Here is a 25,314-nt window from a genome sequence, read left to right on the forward strand (position 1 = left end):
CGAGTTAAGTCTTCGGAGTGCTGCATGGATGTCTGCCGCTGTCGCTACGCCCCCGAGGGTTCAACTAGCTTGGGGTAAGCGAACGTCTACTCGGGCGCCACACTGGCCAATCTAGATTGGGTAGGGCGGCCGAGGTCAAGCCTTCGGACGCTCGATGGCACTGCCGCTCTCTGAATTCAGCGAGCTCAGTTGTAGAAGAGCGGCTTGTGTATGGCGTGTGCGCCACGAGATCGGGACATCCTGAAGAAAGCAAGCGAGCAATCGTTCTGACCTGTGCCGGACACCTTGGCCATCCGTGGCTCAAATGCCGCAATTTGCAGTTCTCCACTTTCATGTTGCTTGCGCATGACAGCTGAATTTGTGCCACGATTGGCCTCCGAAATGACGAGGTCTGCCTAAGCCTCACGATCTCGGCCTGCAACATCATCATGCCGGCACGCCATCACGAACGGCCTCCTGGGGGCGCATCTCAATCGGCCTTCGAAGCCGTGAGCGCTTCATTCAACTGGGCCGCGATTGAATTTGCGACCTGTAACGTCTCCTCCTTCTTGGAGGCGGCCAGACGTTGCGCTTGCTGAAACATTGAGGGGCCGAAAGCCAACGTGGAGTTCTCTTCTGCTTGCGAACCATTACCGAATACGGCGCCGTCAGCGGGGATGTCAAATGATCCTTCTGTCTTGCCCTCCAGAAAATCCCAGCAGGTTCGAAATAGCTGGCGATAACCTTGGGTTACTTCCGGACCCTTATCGACGACGCCGGCTTGTTCGGCGAACCGAAGATCCTGCTCATAACCCAGCTCGATCAAAAGCTCGGTCCCAACCAGATCGGTCACAACCTGCATCTCCTCGATGCTCAGATCGGTTTGCCAAGCCTTCACTGACTGGCCATCGATGGTCTTTTTCTCCAGGATCTTGCGGTCCCCGAAAGTGCTGGACCGGAGATAGTCCATTTGCTCCATCGGTGGTGATGCCATCTCCGTTGGGGCGTAACCCAGGCCAGCAAGCACGCGCCGGATTTCATCGTCGGGGTGCGCCACGAGCACCTCGTAGTGCACGACCTGCGTCTGAGGCCGACTGCGGTACGCTGCAAGCGCAGGTAGACCCAGAACAAGATCGGCGAGAGAAGATGCGATGGCAGGCGTCGGTTGGCCCAACACGATGTCGGCAACACACGAAGCGATCGCGGGCGGGTAGCTTGCCGACAGGAGGGGAACGCCCCACGTCGTTTTCAGTGATGCGGCAATGGCGTAGGGGTTACGCATGAGAACGACTCGCGGCGCCTCCGGATAGAGGGAATCCAAAAAACCGAGCACCGTCCAATAGCGCGGAGTCTTGTCTATCAGCGTGCGCTTGCCCGCAGCTGCCAAATACCGGCCATAAGCTGCATCGGCGAAAGCGCGAGTGACGATCGTTCGATCTATTCGTCCCAGGAACTGCGAGGTTGCGGTCTGAACCAGTGATGCGCCGGCTGGGTGACGATGGTCCACCCTACCGAAGGCCTCAAGTGCCAACATGAGCCACGGCTCAGGCGGAGCCAAAATATCTGGGTGCCGCTGAAGCAAATGCGCCAGCAGCGTCGTCCCCGAGCGGGGAAGACCCAGAAGAAAGCACACCGCAGGCGAATGGTTTACATCCTGGCTCATTATTCAACATCCTATCCTTGGACAGACCGAGCGCCCGTCCTGATTCCTTCGTCCGGTCGAAAGAGGCGTTATCAGGAATGCCGTTTCAGGTAGGCTTCAACTATCCCCACCTCAGATGACGTGTCATCCGCGAGGATGACGTCATGCCGCAACTAAGTCCCATGACATTATCATCGCGCGTTGGCTTTCGCGCCGCATGCCCGGCCACTGCGCGGTTCGGATCGACCCAAGCCAGCGCGTCCGATCAAGGCGGCAGGTATGTTAAGTGCCGGTTGTTTAGCTTTGTTGCGGCAGATTGGCATCGTGTGTGATTCCCATTCGCGGCGGACCTCGAAGATTAGCCTGTTCATGTTTGGCGATCTGGCTGCCATGAAATAGATTCATTTGGCCAGACCGCAGCACTGGACCTGCAATCGGTAGCGACCAATCCTTGCGAAGCCGCAGCTGCGCAAGTCTCGTTCAATCGCGCGGTGTTAATCGATATCAACGTGGAGAGGCTCGGAAAAGCCATACTGTGGTTTATTAGAAATATGCGCTTAGCGACCCAGAGGAAGTCCTTCGCTTCGAGCCGGCACAATGCCGCTCACGTCGTCCGCCGAAGATGACGGTCGTCATAGGTTCGCCTCGGCCGATGCGCGCCGCAGACCTCAGAATTCGTCTCAGGGCCGGGGCAAAGATGATAACCCATCCCGATATCTGAGTTCTGCAAACTTACCCTTATTATCGACCATTCGTAGGATCGGAAAATCAATGGTTTTGATCGAACCATTCAGACGATGGATAGATGTCCAATCGGCCCAGCCTCTCCTGTGTCTGAAAGAGACAAGGCTGTCGGTTCGGTGCCACTTATTCTTGCAAACTGCCGCTCGATCTGGCTTTCGAGATCGGCGCAGACGCCTCATATCGTCAGTGGCGCGCGGTCAAGGGCCGTCCGCCAGAACCTCCGTTTCGTTTTCATCCAGCGCCGCGAGAGTTTGACGTTGGTGCTGCGGCCCTCGATGGATACACGCGATCGCATGCCCCCGCCATCGCCCAAATGTTGGTCGGCCTCGGTCGGTCCCTGAGCGCGCCTCTAAACCCGCCAACAATGCAGCCGCCGACCATCGCTTTGCGCAACGTTTGTCAACGGATGTGCGTTGGCTGACGGATAGTGCTCTGCCTATCATCTGCCAGGAACGGAGCCGGGGGTGCCGAAATCATGCCTGCATCTTCGGCATCCCCTTAAGCACTTCTACTCCGCCATTATGCTCGTCGGTGCGCGATCAAACGCGCGCATCCTCCAGACGAGCACGGGAGCCACTCAAATGCCCGATCCGACCGCCGGCTTGCCGCCGCGATTATTGCGCACCCCTGAAGCGGCGCGCTTTCTCGGCCTGTCCGGCCGAACTCTGGAAAAGCATCGCACCTATGGCACAGGGCCGACCTATCGCAAGCTTGGCGGCCGCGTTGTTTATGCGCTCGAGGACCTCAAAGCCTGGGCGGACCGCGGAGCCAAGAAATCAACCAGCGATCCCGGCACAGGCACGGTCTTGCCTGCAAAGCGGCACGCACCCATTCCGTATGCCGGCAAGGAGCGGCGCTGATCCATGTCGAACGGCACATGCTCTGCTTATGGGCAACGTCACTCAGCGCGCGGTCAACTCAGATCTGTTTCGCTCATTGCCCGGCGATCTGGTGCCGCGCGATGCGCCAGACCTGACGGCATATCCGTTCTTCTCGCCGGCAAAGTCGAAACGGATTGTGCCGATCGACCTCCACCCCGCGACAATCATGATACGTGTGGAGGCTGTGCCGGAATATGGCATGGAACCGAGTTGGGATGCGGACGTTTTGATCAGGGCCGCTTCGCGGAATGTCGAGGCTCGGGATGCCGGCTTGAAAACATCCGCCTTGATGGCAACCACCTCATACGAGATCCTGATCTTCGTAGTCGGCAGCAGCGTGCGCGACGGCGAACGCCGCAAGGCTGCGCTCGATCGGCTGCAATCAACAACGGTCGTGGCGCGATCGTAAGCCAACCGAGCGCCGACGGCATCCCTTCTCCTGTATCAACGAATAAGGAAACGGCAGATATGCGCCGCCATGCCTGCGCAATCGAAGTGAACTTACCGGATTGGTTCTATACGGGTGTTCTCAATGACGCCCTCATGTTGACGATCGACCGAGTCTATTTCGATCTAACTGGCGGATTTGAGCGCTGGCTCTATCGCCTCGTGCGAAAACATGGCCGCCGTCAAACGGGCGGCCGGAGCTTTGATTTCGCGCGCCTCGACGCCAAGTCGGGCAATCGGTCAACGCTCAAGCAATTTGCTTATGACCTGCGCCAGTTCGTCCGTCGGCAGGCTTTATCCGGGTATCGGCTTGTCATCACCAGTGACCCTGACGGTGTGGCGCGATCGAACTTCGCGCCACTTCAGGTCCGTCCCATTTGCAGAACGGCTGCGACGGTACGGGCGCTTCTCAAAGCCGGGGGAAAGCCAGTGAATTGCATCGTGCGAGCAGAAGCCAGACCTTTCGTGCCATTTGGGACCGGTCCCTCCTACTATCGGAGACGGAAATCATTGCCAAGAATCTGCTGTGCAACCGATTCCCGCCCACCTAACGCTGCTAATCCTGAATCCCTCGGATTGCTTCTAACGGATCGGATCCTTTCGTCTGCGATCGGCGAGGTGACCGCCGCGAAAATTCCGCAACGGCGCCAAACTAGGTTTCACCACAACGGCTCAGCCGCAGCCAAGTTTGTTGCAGGCATTCATCAGCGGAAAAGCGCCTGCTGGCGTGGACATGCGACGTCTCTGAACAAAGGAGCCATCAGATGAGCGATGTCACAACCGTCGAACTCTTGTGGGTCGAAGGGCGGTTCGAGAACCGAATTCGGTTCGGCCGGCCCGTGTCGGAAAAGATCATTGACCGCCACCGCCGCGTTCTGTCATTCGCAACCGGCAGCATTTTCGCATTCGTGCGCTGGACGTCCAACGAGTTTGGAACTGTGCTGTCCCGCATCGACATTTTGCGCGCCGCAGCGCCCCGGCAGCGATATTCGACCGTCCCTTGGGTCAATCCCGGCGGGGAGAGCCTGATGCGATTGTCAGGATGGACGAAGGTCGAGCGCGCACTGCAATTGATCGATGCGGTGGAGGCGCTTGATATCAATCCTGCAGATGCGGCGCCAGACTACTGGCATCACGTTCATAACCGTCTCTCAGTCAACGAAAACCCGCGAATCTACACCCGTGCGCGCCATCGGGCTTGGCTGCAGCGTCGAAGACGGGGGCTCTGATGGGGCGGCTATCGATTATGCTTGGGATCTGCGGATCGGCAGCTCTCGTGTTGTGCGCGGACAGGGAGGCGCCGCCCTGGTACATCTGGAACGCTTCAGAGAGTGTTCCGATCGGCTTCTATCGTCTGCAACCAGCGCGACAATTGACTGTCACTGAGCTCGTGGCCGTTCGACCACCCGAGCCACTTGCGAGCTTCCTGGACTTCAACGGTTATCTGCCGACCGGTGTTCCCATGCTCAAGCGCGTCTTGGCGCTGCCGGGACAAACCGTTTGCAGACACGGCCTCGCCATCTCCGTCGATAGCATCGAGATGGGACTGGCGCGGGAGCGCGATGCACGTGGCCGGCCGCTGCCAGTTTGGCTCGGATGCCGCCTCATAGCGCCTGACGAAGTCTTTCTCATGAATTGGCAGTCCGCGGACTCCTTTGATGGTCGCTACTTCGGGCCAATTCCAGCATCCGCCGTGCTCGGACAAGCGCTTCCCTTGTGGACAAAGGGAGACTGATCTTGTTGAGCCTGCCTCGTGGACATGCAATCTCGCCGGTCGATGGATCGCCGCACCTTCGCTCCGTCCCGGCCAAATTTTTGAAGGCGATCGTACGCGGTGCCTGTCGGCGATCGCCTCGCACCCGGCGGCCGAACCCGCTCCCCGTCACCTTCGCGAGCGCAAGCGGCTGCGTTTCAATCCTTACCATGGCGGTCTGCGTCTTGGGAGCTATGCTGGTCCTCGAATTGCACTCGAACGCTCGGGCTGAGAACGCAATCCCGGCCCTCGGCTCCAATTCGCTCAGCTCCCAGCATGTCGATCCATATGCCGCCTTCGTCGCCGAATCCTCCCGCCGATTTGCGATCCCGGAGCACTGGATCCGTGCCGTAATGCAAGTCGAGAGCAGCGGAAATGTAGACGCCATATCGTCCCGGGGAGCATTGGGCCTGATGCAAATCATGCCCCAGACTTGGATCGACCTAAGTATTCGCTACAACCTCGGTGTCGACCCCCTTGACCCGCGCGACAACATTCTCGCGGGCACGGTCTACCTTCGCGAGATGCTCGACCGGTTTGGACGGCAAGGATTTCTCGCAGCTTACAACGCCGGCCCAAAGCGCTACGAGGCGCATCTGGCTACGGGACGACCTCTACCCCAGGAAACCCAGGTTTACGTTGCCAGGCTCGTAGGATTGATCGGCATTGAGCAGAACGAGCATGCGGCTTTGGCCATCCGACGCATCCTTCCGTGGCGGCAGGCAGCATTATTCTATGACCGTTCGGACAGCTCGTCGGCTAATGCCGGATCGCCATCAGCTCTGCACTCAATGAACAATCCGAAACATCTCCCGAACGTGGGAGCGATTGCCTTCGTACCCGGTGCGACCGGGCTCTTTGTGCAGCAATCAATCCAAGAGGTGTCCCGATGATCGCAATCGCATTTCGTCGCGTGTTGTCGAAGTTTGTCGCGCGTTGGAGAGTGCTGGGGAACGAGGAGAGACTGGCCGACCGCGGATGGCAGGATAAAAGCCGCAAGGTGCGGCCGGTCGGTTGGGTGAGAATTGCCAGCAAATTCAGATACGCTCCAAACATTGCGAAGATCCGGCACAACTTGTCTTTTTCGCCAAGACACTGTTTTGGCTCGGCTTTCCCCACATTGCGGGGACCAAGATGACGCGCAACGATGATTTCCGTATTCGCCCAGGCCGAATCGGTTCGACACGCGGGCCGCGAGCAAAGCCCTTCCTGGCGCAAGCCTTGCAGGCCGCGCAGAAGGCTGGCGGTCTTTCACGTCGTGCCGGCAGTCGTGGCAGCCGCTTTGGACGTGGGCGCGCTGCGACCCTTAGGGCCAACCGGCTCCTGCAAGATCGCGGCCGCGGCGCTATGGTCAAGGCGCGCGTCGTGCGGCGGATGCGTTCGCCAGGCAGCCTGCGGGCCCATATCGGTTACTTGCGGCGCGACGGCGTCACCCGTGACGGATCGCGAGGCGAGCTATTCGATGCTGCCGGAGATGGCGCAGATGGCCGAGCCTTTGCTGAGCGCTGCGAGAACGATCGGCATCATTTCCGCTTCATCGTCTCGCCAGATGACGCCGGCGAACTGGGAAGCTTACGGAGCTTTACGCGCGAGTTGATGGATCAGGCCGCACGCGATCTCGGTACACGGCTCGACTGGGTCGCCATCGACCATTGGAATACTGAGCACCCCCACATTCACATCCTGGTGCGGGGCCGGGCCGACGATGGTTCGGACCTTGTGATCAGTCGCGATTATATAGGAAAAGGCCTGCGGGCCCGCGCAAGTGATCTGGTCACGCGCGAGCTTGGTCCCCGATCAGAGCTTGAGGTTCGGCGCGGCCTTGAGGCAGAGGTGGCGGCCGAGCGCTGGACGCGGCTCGACCGCGCGCTTGCCCGGGAAGCGGGACGGACGGACGGGGTGATCGATCTGCGGCCAGAGCGCGGCGGCGGGGCCGACGCGCTACGCGAGATCCGGATTGGCCGGATGCGGACGCTTGAGCGGCTGGGGCTCGCTGAGCCCGCCGGTCCCGCGCGTTGGGTTCTCGCCCCTGATGCGGAGCTGCGCTTGCGTGCGCTTGGGGAACGCGGCGATATCATCAAGCGGCTGCACAAGACACTCGCAAAGGATGGCACCTCTCGTGCGCCATCTTCCTGGGCGCTTGAGGGGGAACGTCATGGCGAGGCTGTCATCGGCCGCCTTATCAGCCGCGGGCTCGATGATGAGCTTAAGGGATCGGCATACGCCGTTGTCGACGGAATTGACGGGCGTGTGCATCACCTCAGGCTTCCCGACATCGATGCCGCCGGTGACGGTCCACTTGGCGGGATTGTCGAGCTGCGTCGCTTCGAGGATACGAGGGGCCGGCAGCGGGTCGCGCTTGCCGTCCGCTCAGACTTTAATCTCGACCAGCAGGTGGCTTCGGAAGGGGCGACCTGGCTCGATCGGCGCCTGGTCGCTCGTGAGCCCGTCGATCTCGCGCGTGGTGGATTCGGCGCCGAGGTTCGGGCCGCGCTCGATCGCCGGATCGATGCGCTAGTAGAGCAGGGGCTTGCCCGCCGGGATGGCGACAAAGTCACATTAGGCCGCAACCTGATTGGCACTCTGCGTAGCCGTGAGCTCGATGCCGTGGGCCGGCGCCTAGCCTCCGAAACAGGGCTGGCGCATTTACCCGCTGAGGCGGGAGAGACTGTCGCGGGGGTTTACCGCCAAAGGGTCTCGCTCGCCTCTGGTCGCTTTGCCATGATCGACAACGGGCTAGGCTTCCAGCTCGTGCCCTGGGTACCGTCGCTCGAGCGTGAACTCGGCAAACAGGTTAGCGGTATCGCCGGTCCCGGCGGTGTCGAATGGAGTTTTGGGCGCAAGCGCGACCTTTCGCTCTGACCCGCCGATCTCTTCGCCACGCTGCGCGGCACCGCGACCTCGAACGGACTACCGTTGAATGGCGCCGTCGCGGTGCGCATCAATTCTGGCCATGCCCGCGACGAAGATTCTTTGGGGTCAACTGCTCTTTGTCTCGATGGTCGTGCTCGCCTTCCTCTGGGCGGCCACCGAATGGACGGCCTGGCGCCTGGCTTTCCAGCCGCAACTCGGGCCTGCCTGGTTCCTGATCGCGGGCTGGCCTATCTACCAACCGGCTGCCTTCTTCATTTGGTGGTTCGAGTTCGACGCCTACGCACCTGTCATCTTCGTCAAGGGAGCGTGCATCGCCGCAAGCGGCGGGATCGCATCGGTCGGCGTCGCCATCTTCCTTTCGGTGTGGCGGGCAAAGGAAGCTCAGCATGTGACGACATATGGGTCGTCCCGTTGGGCTGACGCGCGGGAGGTTCGCCGAGCGGGACTTCTGGGGCTAGATGGCGTCGTGCTCGGTCGCTTTGATGGCCGCTACCTCCGGCACGATGGACCCGAGCATGTCTTGTGCTTTGCCCCGACGCGTTCCGGCAAAGGCGTCGGCCTTGTCATTCCGACACTGCTGACCTGGCCGAACTCCACGATCGTCCACGATATCAAGGGCGAGAACTTCCAGCTGACCTCCGGATGGCGCGCCCGCTTTGGGCCAGTGCTGCTATTTGACCCGACCAATCCGGCGAGCGCGGCCTACAACCCTCTGCTCGAGATTCGCCGAGGCGACTGCGAGGTCCGCGACGCCCAGAACATCGCCGACATTCTCGTCGATCCCGAAGGCGCACTCGAACGTCGCAATCACTGGGAGAAGACCAGCCACTCCCTGCTGGTCGGGGCAATTCTCCACGTCCTCTATGCGGAACCAGACAAGACGCTTGCCGGCGTTGCCAACTTCCTGTCGGACCCGCTGCGCCCGATCGAGACGACCCTGAACGCAATGTTGGCGACTCCCCATTTGAGAGAGCGGGTCCATCCGGTCGTGGCTTCGGCGGCACGGGAGCTCCTCAACAAGAGTGAAAATGAACGCTCCGGTGTGTTGTCGACCACGATGAGCTTCCTGGGACTATACCGCGACCCGGTGGTTGCCAAGGTCACGGGGCGGAGTGACTGGCGCATTCGCGATCTTGTCGATGGACCCCGACCGATCTCGCTTTACCTTGTGGTGCCGCCCTCCGACATCGCCCGGACAAAGCCCCTGATGCGGCTCGTGCTCAACCAGATCGGTCGGCGGTTAACCGAGAGCCTCGATACCGACCGACGGCGGCTGAAGCTGCTCCTGATGCTCGATGAGTTCGCAGCCCTCGGCCGGCTCGACTTCTTCGAGAGCCAGCTCGCCTTCATGGCAGGCTATGGCATCCGCAGCTTTCTGATCACCCAAAGCCTGAACCAGCTCGAGCGCGCCTATGGGGCGAACCACGCGATCCTCGACAATTGCCATATCCGCGTTGCCTTCTCGACCAACGATGAGCGCACGGCCAAGCGTGTGTCGGACGCGCTCGGAACCGCAACCGAAATGCGCGCGATGAAGAACTATGCCGGGCATCGGCTTTCGCCATGGCTTGGACACCTGATGGTCAGCCGCCAGGAAACATCGCGTCCGCTGCTCACACCCGGGGAAGTCATGCAGCTCTCGCCCAGCGAGGCTATAGTGATGGTTTCCGGCGTGCACCCGGTGCGCGCCCACAAGGTCCGCTACTACGAAGATCTGCAGTTCCAAAGCCGGATATTAGGCCCGCCGCGAGGCGTTCCAATTGGCTTGGTCTCGCAGCCCGACGATTGGTCGGCCCACACACCGATTCCGCCCTCGATCGATCTGCTTACCGCGTTAAAGCGCAACGCCCGCGATGGGAATGGCGGCATTCGACGCGAGCCAGAACTGCCGCAGCAGGAAGAGGTCGTGATCACAGCGCCGCGCGCCGACAACGAATTCGATGCCATGCTCGATGATAGCGATGCTGATGCCGCGCAACTAACGGCCCTGAACCGCTCGACGCAGGGGCTCGCACGTTCGGTCAGCCTTGACCCCGACGATAAGATGGGCCTTTGAGGGTGATGAGATGAAGAAGGCCCAGCTCAGCATCTATCTCGATCCAGAGATCTTCCGCAGCCTCGAGGCATTCGCAAAACGTCAGGGCAAGCCCAAGTCGCTGGTTGCCGAGGCTGCCATTGCCTCCTTCCTGTCTCCCGATGAGTCCGAGCGGCAGGAAGCAGCGATAGCCAAGCGGCTCGACCGGATCGTGCGGGTGCTCGAGCGACTTGAGCGTAACGACGGTGTTACGCTGGAAACGATTGCCCTGTTCATCCGCTTCTGGTTGACGGCAACTCCGGCGTTGCCGGAGCAGTCGAGCCCTGCAGCGCGCGCCAAAGGCGCTGAACGCTACGATCGCTTTGTTGAAGCGCTTGGACGGCGGCTCTCTAGCGGATCGAGTGTTCTTAAGGAAGTCAGTCTTGAATCGTATGAAGCGGGAAGCATTGATCCGACACAAGACAACGCCGGGCCCGCCTGATCAAGTCGCCGTCTCCTTCTTTCGCTACACCAGAGTGCGATCCCCATCGTCAATTAATTGAAGCACCTTCGCTGATGTCCTTCTGTCATTCCTGTCAGGTGCAATCGCTTCATCGAAATCGATCGCTGCGGCGCCGGCTGGTGTACCCTGGGAAGGAAAAGAGGGATATGCAGCTCCATGGCGAACTCAATCTGCAGGCAAATCGAGCACGAGCCCGCTGCCTCAGTGCCGCGCAAGTGTCGCTCTTAGGCGGTGCGAAAGGTGACCGTCCGGCTCAACGATGCACTCTGTGGGCCGCTCGAAGCGCAGGGCATGATTGAGAACGTCGGCGTGAAGAGCAGCTCCGCGGAATTGTCGCGCCGTTTGGCAAAAAGCCCGTCTTAGGACGAGCCCCGCGTTAGACTAGCTTCGAAACCAAAGGATCCTCAAATTCCGACCCGGGATCGTAATGGTTTGGTGATACCGCCTCGCCATACAGGTCGGTCCAATAGAGAGAGCCTCCCGTGCGGAGACACCCAAGTTGGCGCGGTCATGGCAACGACAGAAGCCTTGCCGCGACCTCTCAGTCCAACGACTAAGCCAATTTCTTTCTGACGGCGCAACGCGTGCGATTTGCGTCGAATTCATCACATCTGAACAAGGCCCGTCACGTTCACTACACCGGTCGCCTGGAGTAGATGCTTTCGAAGTATCATCAGGCGCTTAATACGCGCAAACCGTGCTGGCACGCCCGTTGCTATTGAGATTCAGCGACGCTGAGTGTGGCTGAGTGCACGCAGATACGAGACGAGCGATGCTCTCATTCCGCTGAAAATCGCCTGCCCGCGCTCCTGAGAGTGAAACGAGTCGCACGTAAAGTCGCGTAGCGCCTGGCAGTAGCTTGGAGAGCAAACATGGTGCTGCGTGTAGCGTCCATCGTTCCTGCGATCAATGTCGAGAGCTGGCTGCGCGGCCAGCCTCTCACGAGCTTTCAGCCCGGGAAAGTGTACATCATCGAATTTGGGGCAACTTGGTGCGGGGCACGTGTGGCAGCAATATCCACTCTGATACAGCTACAAGAGAAATATAAAGACAGCGGACTTGAGATAATCGGAGTCGCAACTTGTGAACGCGCACCAACGCCGGATGAGGGGCGAGCCAAGTTGGACGCGTGGTTGACCAAAAAGTTCCCGAATCTAAACTATCGAATCGCGTTCGACGAAAAAGGTGAAATGAACAAGCTTTGGATGGACGCCACTTCCCCTTTCCGTATTTCAACCTGCTTCGTCGTCGATCGTCAGGGTTACATCGCCTTTGTCGGCAATTTGGCCCGACTGGGTGACGTTTTACCGACTGTTCTCAAAGGCAACTGGCGCACCAGCGACTATATTGGAGACGCCGAGCGGGAGTTTCCCCGCGATAAGCCGTTGGTAACAGATCTAGACGGATCTTTGCTGTTAACGGATGTGCTGTATGAGTCCTTTCTAAACGCCTTGCCGCTTGGCTTCCGTGTGAGCTTTGAAACTCTCCGGGCTCTGGCCAATGGCAAAGCGGCCGTAGGGCATCATGTTGCTCAGGCGTCCAAATTGGATTATGCGACTCTTCCATACAACACCTGCGTGATGGATCTAATCCAGGCAGCCAAAGCGCAAGGCAGGAAAGTGTACCTTGGTACCGCGGCCAACGCGAAGCACGCGAGGGCCATCGCAGATCACTTGGGCGTCTTTGATGGCTGGTTTGCCTCTGACGCAAAAACGAGTTTGTCGGGATCTTTGAAGGCCAAGATACTCACAGCGGCTTTCGGTAAGAACGGATTTGATTACATCGGCAGTGGTCCCTCCGATTTCCCGGTGTGGGAGGTTGCGGATATAGCCTACGGTGTCTCTCTTCCCAATTCGGTAAGGAGTCGGCTCGTTGCGCTCAAGGGTAACTACGTTGCAGTAAATGCCGGGAATGCAGGCTGGCAGGTGTGGATCAAGGCTCTCCGCGCCCACCAATATGTCAAAAATCTTCTTGTTTTTGTGCCACTGCTGACTTCGCATGTATTTACGGTGTTCGCCGTCATCGCAGATGTGATTGCCTTTCTAGCTTTTTGCGCTTGCGCGTCAGCCGTCTACATCCTCAATGACCTGCTAGATCTTGAATCGGATCGCGCGCACCCGAGCAAGTGTACTCGACCTTTTGCGAGCGGCCTTCTCCAGCTTCGGACAGGCTTGCTTATGGTTCCGGCGCTTCTCCTAATTTCCATGATGCAGGCAACTACAATCTCGCTTGAGTTCGTTGGCATATTGGTCAGCTATTTTGTGCTAACGAGTTCTTATTCTATCTTTTTGAAGCGCAAAATGTTCGTTGACGTCGTTGTGCTGGCAATGCTCTACGCGATACGCATCGTTGCAGGCTGCGTGGCAGCGAAAGTACAGATTTCGCATTGGCTTTTCATCTTCTCTATGTTTGTCTTCACGTCGCTCGCGCTAATCAAGCGTTACGTTGAACTGGCGACGAGGCTCGATCGCGGTCTCCCAGATCGCTCAGACCGTGACTACAGGGTTCGCGATCTCGATGTCGTTTCGGCTCTGGGCGCTGCAGCCGGCTTGAACGCTGTCACGATCTTTGCGCTCTATGTTGCATCGCCCGATGTGCAGATACTTTATCGACATCCGAAGGTGCTATGGCTGATATGTCCGATACTTCTTTATTGGATAGGCAGGGCGCTGATGATGGCGCATAGGCGTTTAATGGACGATGACCCCATCGTATTCATACTTAAGGACCGCATCAGTGCGATCGCCATCGTTTCAATTGTCGCCGTAGTTATCATCGCAATTTGACGGTAGAAGATCTTTAGGAAGGTCGTCGCACCGATACGCCCAGCTTCCCCAAATTCTCGGCGGCGCGCAAAGGTAGGAAGAATAATCGACATCGACGCAGGGGCGTCGACCAGATCGCGAGCGAACTCCGCAGTGCCGCCGTGGTCGAAGCGCTGCATGACGTGCCGCAAACCCTCCACCCGGTGTGTCTTATTGGGTTACGACGACCGTCCAATTAAGACTACGCCGACGCAAATCAACCCGATGCCAACCAGTCTTGCAATGGGTATTGCTTCGCCGAGTAGAACGAAGCTAAATACAATTGCGATTACATATCCGATCGACAGCATCGGATAGGCAACACTAACCTGATTGCTTGAGAGCACAGCCAGCCACGATATAATGCTGATTGCATAACAAGCCAAGCCGCCACACAGATAGACCATAAAAATCCAAATGAGTGCTAGTGGTGCGTCGATCGAGGGTGAGGTTCCGAGCGTCATCATAGCCTTACGCAAAGCAATTTGAGCTAATGCATTCGTGCTTGCGCTAAAAACAATTAGCGCGAACGTTAAGGCGCTCAAGGTGTCCTCTCAGTTCTGCTACGCAAGTAGAGCTTTAATCCATTTTGTGGGCTGAAGCGCGTTGGAATAAATCAGCAAGATGCATGGTGTGCTCTGCCTAACCGCGTGTCGCGTCTCTGGCTAACCTACTTGCTGGTACTGACCTTCGGTGCCTTACTCGCTAGCGGTCGTGCCAGGGATAGCTTCGCACCGTCTATTGACGTGGATAGGAAGCAGGGATGCTCGGCTTTGCGGTGCTATCACGAGAGGATACAATTGACGTCACGTCAACTACCAACACTAGTAGCTGATTAGAACACACAAGCATGCCACCTGCCGTCTTGTGAGGGGCTGCTCAACGCGCGATTCGCTGACGACTTGGTGGTCACCGCTTACATGGTGATAAGAGCCGAACAGTGGACCGGACTGAGGCGAAAGCTTCAGTTTCCTGGCATTTCGACTTCCGCTATCTCAGTCTACGCGGAGCGATGCGACTTATTATCGCCCAAGCTCAAAAGGCGCACGGCGCTCTTGCGCGAGCTCAAAGAGGTTTTTCGCCGATACCGGTTGCAACCGTTCGGCAGCATAATAAGCCTGATCATCTGATGCTCGGGGATGGGTGAATTGCTTTGCGGTTGGACACTCCGGTGAGTGCTTCAGCGACATCAAAGATTGGGTGGAGAAGAAGGTCAGTCGCCATCTGGCGGCAGCTCGGAAACGAAAGGGCTTCTGGGAGGCAGTGGAATAGGCCGTGGCTGTACGACACTATCAGGCCGTTCACCGGTTATCAGTGCGCCGCGATGAGCATCTGCGCCACGATTTTCGATTACTACTATATTGCCCGCGAACGCCAGTCGTCGGGGCGTACTAGTTGGAGCGGCGGCTTATGCTGCAGATCGCTCGCTGACCTCCCCGCGGCTCGGACCAGTTCCGTCCGCGCACGGTTGTGCTGAAGGTTGCATGTTGATCCAACTCAGACTTGATCTCGGTGCTGCTCTCACTGCGTATCAGGGTAGGGAGAGCATCACCTTTTCGGTGGCGTGGATCGACTGCCTAGCGAACGGACCGCCTCGGCCGCTCGCTGATACTCCTTGGCGAAAATGCCGCTTCTGATCAACTCGGCGAAAGCAGGTCCCAAAACTGATTCCTGCTCCGAAAACTTTCTCGGATGCCGATCGATCCTCTTTCTCCTTTGTGTTGAAGAATCATTCAGCTTTTAACGAGCTCCAATTCCGGGCCGGAGCACGCAAAGCCAGCTCTCCACGCGCTGATGCCCGGGAAAAGTAGTGATGAGCGCCCGATGCGAGCGGCAGCTGGAACCACATCTGTTGTCGGCGCGCCTTCGCTCGGCACCAAAGTGTACCCCCGATTGGGACGGAGGGGCCTGCTCGCTAAGTTGAGGCCGGATTTTCTCACGTCATGCACGAGCCTCATGAGCCGTTGCGGCGGACACGGACGACGGCGAGATACTGGAGCCGATTTCCGAACAGCAAGTTATAGACCGGCGGATAGAGTCGCATCGAGGTGACCTCCTTCTCGATCTCCAGGCCATGGCGGCGATGCCATTCGGACCACTCGGCGGTGGTATTGTAGCGATAGAGGCACGGGACGCCGTAGGGAGCGTTGGCCGCCCAGTCGATCAGCGAGATCCGATGCCAGGCCAGCGGCCCCTCGACCTTGTGGTCCTTAATGACCAGCACGCGGCGGGCCACCCGGGCGCACTCGTCGATGAGCTGATGGGGGTCACGCTCGTGGTGCAGGACGTCGGCGAGCATCACGACGTCGAAGCTGGCGTCGGGGTGTGGGATGGTAACCCCGTCGTACGCCTCGATCGGGATGGCCTCGTCGCCTCGCTTCGTCCGCTCAAGGCCGAGCACTGCCAATCCGGGCGGGCAGTTGGGCGCGTCCAGGATCGCGCGGCCCAAGGTGCCGGAGCCGCACCCGACGTCGAGGACGCGGTCGTCCCCCTGCAGCCATGGGATGACCTGCCGCAGCAACTCGCGCATACGGGCCGCGTAGATCGGGCCGTGCATCCGCTTCATAAGTCCCGACAGGGGCCCGGCGTTCGTATTCATCGGCATCCCTCTGGCGTTGGTCGAGGAGAGTGGCGACGGCCCGGGCGAACGTCCCGCTTGGGCCGAAGGTGGGTTTCCTCGGAGATACAGGTTCCAAGGCCACCCACGAGGATCACGGCTCTCACTATCGGCTCCATTTCTGGCTATCCGGTCGTTGTCGCCTAGCTTCACGGCAAGATTGCTCCGCCAGCGCGGCGGGCCGTACGGGCTTGAACAAAACCTGCCTGTGAGCATTCGGATAATTCCCGGTCATCGACGGGGGTTCGAGCTTAGCGGCGGCGACGTAGTCGGCCTGCCCGGCTCCATAGGAGGCCATGACACTGGCCTCATCAAGATGACGCGGGCCCTCCGGCTCGATCAGTACCCACGCTTTGGCCAGATCGGCGCAGTTCTCAAGTCCGAGCGCTTCCACCGCGCCTGCGTTACCGCCGGGATATACCCCCCCGATCACCCATTTCACACCAAACCCTTCCACGGCTGTGTTACTGCCCGGATATGGCCCAATCAGCCATGGTAGGCCGAGCGCTCGTGCCTCGAGCACATACAGCAGGCCCGGCGAGCGACCAGAGAGATCGACCACCGGGGTACCGACTTCAAGGCCGGCCGCACGAGCCTGGGCTCTGGCCGTGGCCAGATAGTCGTAGAAGGGTTGAGAGAGCATCAATTTTCCACCACCGGGCAGGCGCGTGACAGCGGTATAAGTGCGCAGATCTTTTATCTGACGGTGCGGTTCGAGGATCGCAGCATTGACCACTGATGCAGTAAGCAATTGTGCCAACACCGTCAGGGGCAGTAGGGTGGGGGCGCTGCGTCCCTCTTGCGCAAGAGGGCTCAGGAAGGCAACGACCGCGAGCATCCAGAACAAGGCGGCAAACGAACCGACGATCCAGTAATTGACATTGGAGCCCAGTGCGGTCAGGTGAGGCAGAACCAAAAAGGTTAGCGTTAGAGCGATGCTGGTGGGAGCCTGGGTGCGCAGAACCAATCCCTCGCGATAAAACATCGTGCCGAGGCAAGTGAACGCCGCCACCAGGAACAGGGTCGAGGGATTGATGCTGATCGGATCGATTCCCAGCAGCGCAATCGCTATTGTTAAGATCAACACCGCAGCGAGAGCCAGCGATGGGAGCAACTTGTGCGTAGACCCCAAGAGAGTGCTGAGCAGAAGGGCTGTCGCCACTAACACAGCGATAGCGAGTTGTGAGCGACTGGTGGCGAGCCAGTCGATCCTAAACATGAGAGACATCTCGTGCCCGCCACCCAGCAGGACTTCCATCTTAGCGCTGTTGACCATACGGCTCACCAGCCCGGTGAAGCCGCCGTCGATCAAATACGCGGTAACTATCAGTAGAGCGAGAGCGACCAGCGCCGCGCCAACCATGTGCAGCAGCGACTTTCGGCGCAAAACGATGACATAAAGCATAACGAGGAGGGCGATGGCCGCAGCGGTGGTCGGCTTTGCCATGAAGCAGCACCAGCCGCCAACGCCGACCAGGATCCACCCCAAGACTTGGCGGATGCGCCCTGGCCGATCGGCCAACAGCAAGCCGATCATCACCATCAAGACCGAGTGAAAGGTCAGTATGTAGTAGTTGGGGGTGAGCAGCATCCAGTTCTGAAAGGCCACTAATGCCAGGCTGGCAAGCCCTCCCGATAGCACCGCCGCATGCGGCCAGCCTACTGTCCAGAGACGCCGGGTCATCAAGAAGCTGAGAATCCAGCCTAGCGCAATGGTGAGCGTGACGTTCGCCATGCGAAGCACTGCGATGTCGCCATCCGCCCACTGATATGGCCAGTGATAGACGAAGCCAAAAAGGGACGGGGGAATATTGATTGCGTAGGCGAATGGGTTCGCGATGGAATTGAGGTAGAGACCATCGACCATGACTCCGAGACCGTAACTGCTGTAGTATAGCAGCCGAGCAAAAACGATTGCTGTGGTTACGGCGGACAGAGCTAACAAAGTCCCATCTAGCAAGACTGATAGCGTCCTTCCGTTGCCAAAGTGGTTATCTCTTGGCATAGGACCTCTTACCATCAGCCTCGTAGAGGAGGCCCATTCCGATAGATAGATATCAGCCTCGAGGAGCTTCTAACTGATCTGAGCCCTGCAATCTCCTCCAAGAATTGGTAGAGTCATCACCTCGGAGAGGATGGACTGGCCAAGCCGGTTCACGGACGAACAGATGATCGGTGACCGTTATGAGCTCCCACGTCTTCGGTTATCAGCACGAGCGTCCATAGCGGATCGGCATCCAGTATTGGCGCATGGCCTCGACGGCGGCTGAAAGATCGGCGTAGGAGTTACGCAGAAGTCCCGTTCTCGCAGCCGTTTCGTGGCGGTCCGTGCATCGGCTGCCCCTGATCGTCGCGACAGTGCCGCAGGACGGCGCATTGCCTCGCCTTAATTGTGACCGGATGCTGAGCCGTTGCCTCGCGTGAGTTGCTCCCTTGGATCGGGAGCGAGCGGGGGCGAAGATGAGGTGGCTAAGCATGGCGACGCGGAAGGAACTGACGGCGGCGGCAGGCGCGCGCTAACGGACGTCGGATCGCGCAAAGAAGGCGCGGAGATTGGACGAGTTCGTCGGCATCACGGGATTCAATTGCAAGCATGCGATGCGGCTTCTTCGAGGTCAGGACGACGCACACCCGAGCCGGCGGGCGCGATGCCGGGTCTATAATGAGGCAAAATACAACGCGCTCGTACTCCTTTGGGAGGCGTCAGATCGGATTTGCGGGAAGCGGCTGAAGGCGTTAATGCCTGCGCTGATTGAGGCGATGGAACGGCACGGCCACCTCTGCCTTGCCCCCGAGACCCGCGACAAACTTTTGGCAATGAGCGCTGCGACGATCGACCGCGTGTTGGCGCGTGTCCGAGAAGGATGAGGTCACAAGCGCCGGCGGCACGCGACGCACCCGTTGCGTCGCAGTATTCTAATACGGACGTCGGCAGATTGGAACGATCCGGCGGCGGGGTTCGTCGAGGCTGACCTTGTAGCGAATAGCGGTCCATCGGCGCGCGACAGCTTCATCCAGACCCTCGTGCTCACCGACATTGCTACCGGCTGAACGGAGTGCGCTCCTCTGATCGTGCGCGAACAAACGCTTGAGCACGGTGTTGACGGAATTGCGCAAATAATTGCCCTTTGCGCTGGGGGGCCTCGATACGGACAATGACACCGTGTTCATGAATGAGACGCTCAAAGCCTACTGCGATGGGGCCAACATCGTCTTAACGCGTTGCCGGCCCTACCGGAAGAACGACCAAGTTCGTCGAGCAGAAGAACGGCGCCGTCGTGGTCGGCTATCGTCGGTTCGAGGGCCTGGAAGCGGCCAAGCTGCTGGCTGAACACTATCGATCGGCGCGACTGTGAACTTCTTCTAACTTTCGTTCAAATTGATAGCCAAGCAACGCGACGGTGCTCGTGTGCGCAAGACATACAGCGCGCCGGCAACGCCACACCAGCGCTTGGCCGCCGACGCACGCACGCCCGATGCGGTTCGCCACCATCTTGAAGAAATCTATGCCGCTCTCGACCCGGTCGCATTGTTGCGCGACATCCGCGGCGCGCAGGAACGCCTCGCGGCGCTCGCAGATACCCAGCCAATCGCCCATCCTGCTGCGGAATCGCAATCGATCGATCTCTTCCTGGCAAGCCTACGAACCGCCTGGAAGGACGGAGCTATGCGACCGACGGATCGGCCAATCGTGAAAGCGAAAAGAGGCCAGCGTCGTCCCGACCCGCTCATCGGGGCAACGCTAGATTTGCGAAAATGGTTTGAAGCCGAGCCCTGGCGGACTGGTAGCGAACTGCTCTGCGGCGCGGCGATCAAAGTGAGAGTGCAGCGTCAATCAAGGGTTCTTCCGCAGATTTGGTGCAGAGTGCAGGATTCACGGACAGTGCGAATAAGGGCATAAGGTCGGAATCGCAATCGACGCCCGTGATTCGCCTTGCTCCAAGCCTTCCGCTCGCTGGTTTCCCCCGAGCTTTCGATTGTCCAGATCCTTCCGCAGGCCGACCGGGTGGTGCTCGTGGCTCGGCCGAAGTCAGCGGTCTCGCCTTGTCCCTGTTGCGGCTGCCAGACGGATCGCATCCATAGCCATTACGTGCGACGCTTAGCCGATCTGCCGTGGCAGGGTCGTGTTGTCGAAATCCGGCTTCACGCGCGACGGTTTCGATGCGCAAATCCGCAATGCCCGCGTCGGATATTCACCGAGCGGCTGTCGGCAACAGTGCGGCCGAAAGCAAGACGCACAACCCGCCTCCGCGAGAGCCAACTGGCGATCGGCTTTGCGGTCGGCGGTGAGCCTGGCGCGCGGCTGTCGCGCAAACTGGCCATGCCGATCAGCGGCGACACATTGCTCCGAATGATTCACTCGGCTCCCTTGCCGGATTTCGTTGCTCCGACCGTCGTTGGCATCGACGATTGGGCTTGGCGTCGTGGCCAGCGATATGGAACGATCATCTGCGATCTGGAGCGCAATTGCGTGCTTGATCTGCTTCCCGATCGTAACGCCGACAGTGTTGCGAGCTGGCTGAAGCGCTGGCCCGGGATCAAGGTCGTCGCCCGAGATCGTGCGGGACTTTATGCTGATGGCACACGCTGCGGCGCGCCCGACGCGGTGCAGGTGGCGGACCGCTGGCACCTGCTCAACAGTTTGGGTGAGGCCCTGCGCCACGCGGTCGGCCGCCATCGTCACAACGTAGCCGCCGCCGTGCAAATCCTGGCGTCCGCCAAAAGAGCGAAGACCGGCAGTTCCGCGCGGCCGCCCGGCCTTGTACGGTTGCGGGCGGATCGAAAGGCCGCGCGATGCGAACGCTGGGATGAAATCTGTCGCCTACGCGACCAAGGTTACCCGACATCCAGGATCGCCCAACTGCTCGGCGTCGACAGGCGCACTGTTCAGCGCTGGCTCGCCGCTGGCGGCGAACCGGAGCACTCGCGTCCTCACAGAGCTTCGTATCTTCTCGCACCCTTTGAGGCATGGCTCGAAGCGCGGTGGGCCTCTGGCTGCCAGGTGGGCCAGCAGCTTTGGCGGGAGCTTCAGCAACAGGGTTATACTGGAAGTCGGGTGACCGTTGCGCGATGGGCCGCTGACAGGCGTGCACATGCAGACTCGCGAGGAGCAGCACAACCGCACCCGACCTGGAAAGCTCTCACGCGTCGTCGCTGTGCTTGGTATCTGAGCCGGGATCTGGATCAGATCGATGCTGAAGGCAGGCTGTTCCTCGGCCACCTGTTTGCGCAAGCTCCGGAACTCGCCACGGCGGCGGATTTGGCGAAGCGCTTTGTGTCACTTCTCAACGGTAGCGACATCGCCGAGCTCGATGAATGGATCACGCAAGCAGGCAACAGCGAGCTCAAGAGCTTCGCCAACGGCATCGCGCGCGACATCGATGCGGTTCGAGCGGCAATAACTACCTCCTGGACAACCAGTCCGGTCGAAGGTCAGATTAGCAGGATCAAAGCCATCAAACGACAAATGTATGGCCGGGCAAGCTACCCGCTATTGCGTCGACGCGTCCTTCTGGCTGCCTGAGAACGACCGAGCAACCTATCCAACCCCAGTCGTTCAAGCTGCACCAAATGTGCGGAAGAACCCCAGATTGTCGCGCTATAGACCCAGCACCAACGGCGCGATCGGCCGGCCTCTCATACCTGCATTCGCCACAAGCGCTCTCTTTCAGAGGTGCCAGCGCTTCTTTTATGTGACGAACTTGCATTCCAGATGACTAGTGTCTTCCGATGGTCGAGCGCTGAAGGGCATCGGTCTGATGTTGCGCCTTGGTTTCAGAAATTTGCGACTTCATGCGATTTGCGCGATCCGCGACAGCTAATGGCTTACCTTGGGTTGGTCCCTGGGCAGCACTCAAGTGGCAAGTCAATCGGGTCAGATGGCATTATCAAGAACGGAAACGTTCCGCTACGATCGCTTCTGTTCGAGGCTGCGTGGTGTTATCGAAACCGACCCAAAGTTGGCCAGTAGTGCTGGACCCGTAGGCCTGAAGCACAGCAAATTATCAGAGACATCGCATGAAAGGCCCAGGTCAGATTGCACGGCAGGTATCGTAAATTGATCTTCAAAGGTAAGCCGAATCAGATCGCGGTTACAGCGGTAGCAAGACAGTTGCTCGGCTTCATTCGGGCAGTATGCCAACACGTTAAGCCCTTGAAGGTCAAGCTGGCTAACAATCTAAACCTACTTAGCGCCGAAGAACGGAGAGACATTTCCCGGCATGGTCAGGGCATCAAGATACGGTATGGAGAATCCTCAGGCAAGTCAAAGGGCGAGCATCGATTCCCGCGGCCAGAGCGAGGCAGCCCACGGCGTAGAATCGATCTTGTATGCGCTAAGTTCTTGACGGACGGTCATGAGAGGACTCACGTCCCAGCGCCATCGCTCGTTCATTCTGCCCATATCGGGCAGGAATTGGAAGTTCACTACCGCTGGCATCCCTGGTTTGGCTGCAAGGTCCAGATCCGACAGCTCCAGGAGTGGGCCGACGGTTCGATATGTCAGCGTGCAAATTCCAACTGGAACGGTTGTGCTGATGGCCAGCTGGATGCTCGATCCAGTGGCGTGCGCCGTTATGACGGCTGGTCCCCCGCGCGTGGATTGGGCCGCACTGATTGAGTTGAAGCGGCTACTGATTGACGTCTTCCCTGAACAAGGCGTCCCCAGCAGAGGCCGCAATCGTTGAGGATGTGTACGGCAAAAGTGAGAAGCGCACCGAGATCATTGAAGGGCCGTGCTCGCAAGGGTTACGGCCACGATAATCAAAAATCATCACCAGGGTTACATCAGCTAGGCGAAATACGAACGTAACCAGAAGCAGCTGGCGGTCCAGCCTATGGCCGTCCCGGCGCCCCGAAGTGTAACGCTGGAGAGGAGGTGGGGACGACATCGAGTTCCATACAATCAGCAAGAGTAGATACGCAAATCAGCGCGCAAAGACTAAGTCGCAATTAATGGTTCTCTGTAGGAGAATGGAGAATATCGGAGGAGGTTAGGCAATGACAGTACATTGCGGCCGGAACGCGGAGGTCTTTCGTTCCCCGATCGTAACTTCGCGCCGCGGGGTCTCCGCCTTTGCTTTTGAATCAAGCTCGGAGCGGCCGTCTATGGCTCGCCGAGTTGGAAAGGCGCGCTCGCCACGCTTCAACTTGGTACGGAACGTGCCAATTCCTTTTCGCACAGATCTATCGGAGGAGCTGGTATCTCCACCAGCCGCGCGAATCAGCGAATCATAGCCTCTTAGTGCATCACGAATAAGGCTTTCGATATCAACCAATTTGCGCTTGAGCCCCCTTGGATTGGCCAGCAACGCGTGCATCAGCTGCATCTCGATATCCTTGGTATCAAGCACGGCAGATCGAGGCATGTACCATCCTGCATTTCGAGCCCGACCAGAATAATCCTGAGCAGGGTCGACTTGCCCCATCCAGACGGAGCGAGCAGCGTCAGCCGAAACCGTGGATTGCGCCCAGAGCGGTGCCCCGCCTACTAGGAATCGGTGTCAGCTCCATGACAGAGGTCTGACAGGCCCTGTACGTTTTGTCAAAACGTCCAACGACTTGTAACACAAATTCGCACGGCTTCGCCCAGATCGCTAACTTTGACCGATTAAGCAGAGCGGCAAGAGATCAATGGCTGCTCTCAACCGGTCATGCCAGTAAGGAGCTTGCCAAGGATAAATATCGTATTCGGGAGGTTTCAAGCAGCCGAAGGTACAAATTTCCAACACGTCCATATTTTGTCATTTCGAGCCCACTCGACAAGATTAATAATCGTCCTCGAAAGGAGACTGACACGTCGTGCAGCGCACCGCCCGGCGACTTTTCGAAACGAGGCTAGATAATGTATATCCGAGTGAATAATATCAACTTATTTGCATCTGCAGAAGGAGATGAGAACGCTCCGCTTATTCTTGCGCTGCACGGCGGTCGTGGTACTTCGGACCACGTTGGCGAGTTTGCTGCGTTCAAAATGTTAGGTGATCAATTTCGGATCGTTGCCTATGATCAACGAGGATGCGGGAGATCGCAGTTAGGAAATGAAATTAGTGCAGACCAATTAATTGATGATCTCGAGGAAGTTCGATTATTCCTCGGAGGGAGCAGGCCTGTCATGGTCATTGGTCACTCATACGGCGGGATAATCGCACTACAACATGCGCTTCGTCATCCCGGCGCCGTGTCTCACCTTGTTCTGATTGGGTGTCCTCTAAGCCATCATTTTGAGGAAACCGCTTTAAACGAGTTTGAAAGACGTCGCGCAGTTGGTGCGCCCGCAGCCAACGCCGACATGGTCGAAAAGCAGCTCCGGCGAGGCTTTGACAGTGAAACTGAGTACCGAATCGTTCAATTCGCGCTATCAGGACTTTACACACCTGGTATCTCACTTGAGAAAGCTTTGGCTTCGGCCACAAATCTTTCGCGGAAGATAGATATCGAAGTTCACAAGCGACTGTGGATGGGGCCCAAATACGATGCTCGTCCCCAGCTCAGCAAGCTTCGGGCAAAGCTCTTAGCGATCTCGGGAGAGCTTGACTGGCTAGTGCCGCCGAGTTGCGCAGAAGAGCTCTGCGTGCTCGTGCCAAGCGCCCGCTATGTGATCGTTCCAGGCGTGGGACACTATTGTCACCATGAAGCTCAAGACGCCGTCCTGAAAGAGCTTAGAGAATTTCTCGTCTCATAACCTCAGTCGGGTCTTCAGGGCAGGCAAAAATTATGGGTTAATTGACAGGTAGGTCTCCCACTGCGTAGCGGATGATGTTCGATTTTCAGAGAATCTCCTGGCGATTTGTCCCAGGACCTCGTGAGAGCGAACATATGTCTGATAGCAAGAATTTGGAGGTTATCGCGAGCTGCAGCTCAACGGCTTTTTGTCAGTCCCGGGCGGCGATATCGAGCAACGCCGTCCTCGCCGCCGTCGGCTACAACTTCCGCCGCCTGATCTGCTGGCTCAGGCTCTTGTTGTGGCAATTCCTGGCCACCCTCTTCGCCCGCCCCCGGCTCAATCCAACTTGAATTCAGGGCTCTTCACGGACG

18 protein-coding genes and 2 pseudogenes are annotated in these 25,314 nt (G+C 58.6%); 15 read left to right on the forward strand and 5 right to left on the reverse strand.

Annotation, left to right across the window (positions count from 1 at the left end):
* Positions 1-469: 469 nt before the first annotated feature.
* Positions 470-1,642, reverse strand: coding sequence for a nodulation protein NoeE (noeE, locus tag Q2941_RS28750; protein WP_458194467.1), 1,173 nt, complete (start codon positions 1,640-1,642; stop codon positions 470-472).
* A 1,304-nt stretch (positions 1,643-2,946) separates the two neighbouring features.
* Here noeE and Q2941_RS28755 point away from each other — a divergent pair.
* The 9 genes and pseudogenes from Q2941_RS28755 (at position 2,947) to Q2941_RS28795 (ending at position 13,643) form a co-directional block, all read left to right on the forward strand.
* Positions 2,947-3,225: a helix-turn-helix transcriptional regulator gene (locus Q2941_RS28755; RefSeq protein ID WP_458194468.1), complete on the forward strand. Its 279-nt coding sequence runs from the start codon at positions 2,947-2,949 to the stop codon at positions 3,223-3,225.
* A gap of 3 nt (positions 3,226-3,228) precedes the next feature.
* A pseudogene (locus Q2941_RS28760) lies at positions 3,229-4,071 on the forward strand (replication initiator protein A); the annotation flags it as partial.
* A gap of 386 nt (positions 4,072-4,457) precedes the next feature.
* Positions 4,458-4,922 carry a DUF2840 domain-containing protein gene (locus Q2941_RS28765; protein ID WP_458194469.1) on the forward strand — a complete coding sequence of 155 codons (465 nt, stop codon included), beginning with the start codon at positions 4,458-4,460 and terminating at the stop codon, positions 4,920-4,922.
* Positions 4,922-5,428 (forward strand): S26 family signal peptidase, encoded by a 507-nt coding sequence (locus tag Q2941_RS28770; protein WP_458194470.1) that lies wholly within the window; start codon positions 4,922-4,924, stop codon positions 5,426-5,428. Before Q2941_RS28765 ends, Q2941_RS28770 begins: the two co-directional genes overlap by 1 nt.
* A 212-nt stretch (positions 5,429-5,640) precedes the next feature.
* Complete coding sequence (locus Q2941_RS28775; protein WP_458194471.1) at positions 5,641-6,339, forward strand: lytic transglycosylase domain-containing protein; 699 nt, start codon at positions 5,641-5,643, stop codon at positions 6,337-6,339.
* Between the two features lie 241 nt (positions 6,340-6,580).
* Positions 6,581-8,308, forward strand: coding sequence for a relaxase/mobilization nuclease domain-containing protein (locus tag Q2941_RS28780; protein ID WP_458194472.1), 1,728 nt, complete (start codon positions 6,581-6,583; stop codon positions 8,306-8,308).
* Between the two features lie 91 nt (positions 8,309-8,399).
* Complete coding sequence (locus Q2941_RS28785; RefSeq protein WP_458194473.1) at positions 8,400-10,376, forward strand: conjugal transfer protein TraG; 1,977 nt, start codon at positions 8,400-8,402, stop codon at positions 10,374-10,376.
* Between the two features lie 10 nt (positions 10,377-10,386).
* Positions 10,387-10,836 (forward strand): CopG family transcriptional regulator, encoded by a 450-nt coding sequence (locus Q2941_RS28790; protein WP_458194474.1) that lies wholly within the window; start codon positions 10,387-10,389, stop codon positions 10,834-10,836.
* Between the two features lie 893 nt (positions 10,837-11,729).
* The gene (locus tag Q2941_RS28795) at positions 11,730-13,643 is read left to right on the forward strand and encodes a UbiA family prenyltransferase (RefSeq protein WP_458194475.1); all 1,914 of its coding nucleotides are present in this window, start codon (positions 11,730-11,732) and stop codon (positions 13,641-13,643) included.
* Between the two features lie 197 nt (positions 13,644-13,840).
* On the opposite strand, the gene Q2941_RS28800 is transcribed toward Q2941_RS28795, so the two are convergent.
* Complete coding sequence (locus Q2941_RS28800; RefSeq protein ID WP_458194476.1) at positions 13,841-14,206, reverse strand: DMT family transporter; 366 nt, start codon at positions 14,204-14,206, stop codon at positions 13,841-13,843.
* A 598-nt stretch (positions 14,207-14,804) separates the two neighbouring features.
* Between Q2941_RS28800 and Q2941_RS28805 the strand changes: the two genes are divergently transcribed.
* Positions 14,805-14,933, forward strand: coding sequence for a hypothetical protein (locus tag Q2941_RS28805; RefSeq protein WP_458194477.1), 129 nt, complete (start codon positions 14,805-14,807; stop codon positions 14,931-14,933).
* A 682-nt stretch (positions 14,934-15,615) separates the two neighbouring features.
* Here the strand turns inward: Q2941_RS28805 and Q2941_RS28810 are convergent.
* Positions 15,616-16,260, reverse strand: a complete 645-nt coding sequence (locus tag Q2941_RS28810; protein ID WP_458194478.1) for a class I SAM-dependent methyltransferase — start codon at positions 16,258-16,260, stop codon at positions 15,616-15,618.
* Positions 16,261-16,384: 124 nt separating this feature from the next.
* Positions 16,385-18,145: a hypothetical protein gene (locus Q2941_RS28815; RefSeq protein ID WP_458194479.1), complete on the reverse strand. Its 1,761-nt coding sequence runs from the start codon at positions 18,143-18,145 to the stop codon at positions 16,385-16,387.
* A gap of 593 nt (positions 18,146-18,738) precedes the next feature.
* On the opposite strand from Q2941_RS28815, the pseudogene Q2941_RS28820 reads away from it, so the two are divergent.
* The 3 genes and pseudogenes from Q2941_RS28820 to Q2941_RS28830 all read left to right on the forward strand — a co-directional run bounded on the left by Q2941_RS28820 (position 18,739) and on the right by Q2941_RS28830 (position 22,249).
* A pseudogene (locus Q2941_RS28820) lies at positions 18,739-20,179 on the forward strand (ISNCY family transposase).
* A 33-nt stretch (positions 20,180-20,212) separates the two neighbouring features.
* Positions 20,213-21,802: an ISL3 family transposase gene (locus Q2941_RS28825; protein ID WP_458194480.1), complete on the forward strand. Its 1,590-nt coding sequence runs from the start codon at positions 20,213-20,215 to the stop codon at positions 21,800-21,802.
* A 297-nt stretch (positions 21,803-22,099) separates the two neighbouring features.
* Positions 22,100-22,249 carry a transposase gene (locus Q2941_RS28830; RefSeq protein ID WP_458194498.1) on the forward strand — a complete coding sequence of 50 codons (150 nt, stop codon included), beginning with the start codon at positions 22,100-22,102 and terminating at the stop codon, positions 22,247-22,249.
* A 1,021-nt stretch (positions 22,250-23,270) separates the two neighbouring features.
* On the opposite strand, the gene Q2941_RS28835 is transcribed toward Q2941_RS28830, so the two are convergent.
* Positions 23,271-23,630 (reverse strand): hypothetical protein, encoded by a 360-nt coding sequence (locus Q2941_RS28835; RefSeq protein WP_458194481.1) that lies wholly within the window; start codon positions 23,628-23,630, stop codon positions 23,271-23,273.
* A gap of 491 nt (positions 23,631-24,121) precedes the next feature.
* Here Q2941_RS28835 and Q2941_RS28840 point away from each other — a divergent pair, with 491 nt between their 5' ends.
* Positions 24,122-24,961 (forward strand): alpha/beta fold hydrolase, encoded by an 840-nt coding sequence (locus Q2941_RS28840; protein WP_458194482.1) that lies wholly within the window; start codon positions 24,122-24,124, stop codon positions 24,959-24,961.
* 134 nt (positions 24,962-25,095) lie between these two features.
* Complete coding sequence (locus Q2941_RS28845; RefSeq protein WP_458194499.1) at positions 25,096-25,293, forward strand: hypothetical protein; 198 nt, start codon at positions 25,096-25,098, stop codon at positions 25,291-25,293.
* The last annotated feature ends 21 nt before the right edge of the window (positions 25,294-25,314 follow it).

Source organism: Bradyrhizobium sp. UFLA05-153 (assembly GCF_054185185.1).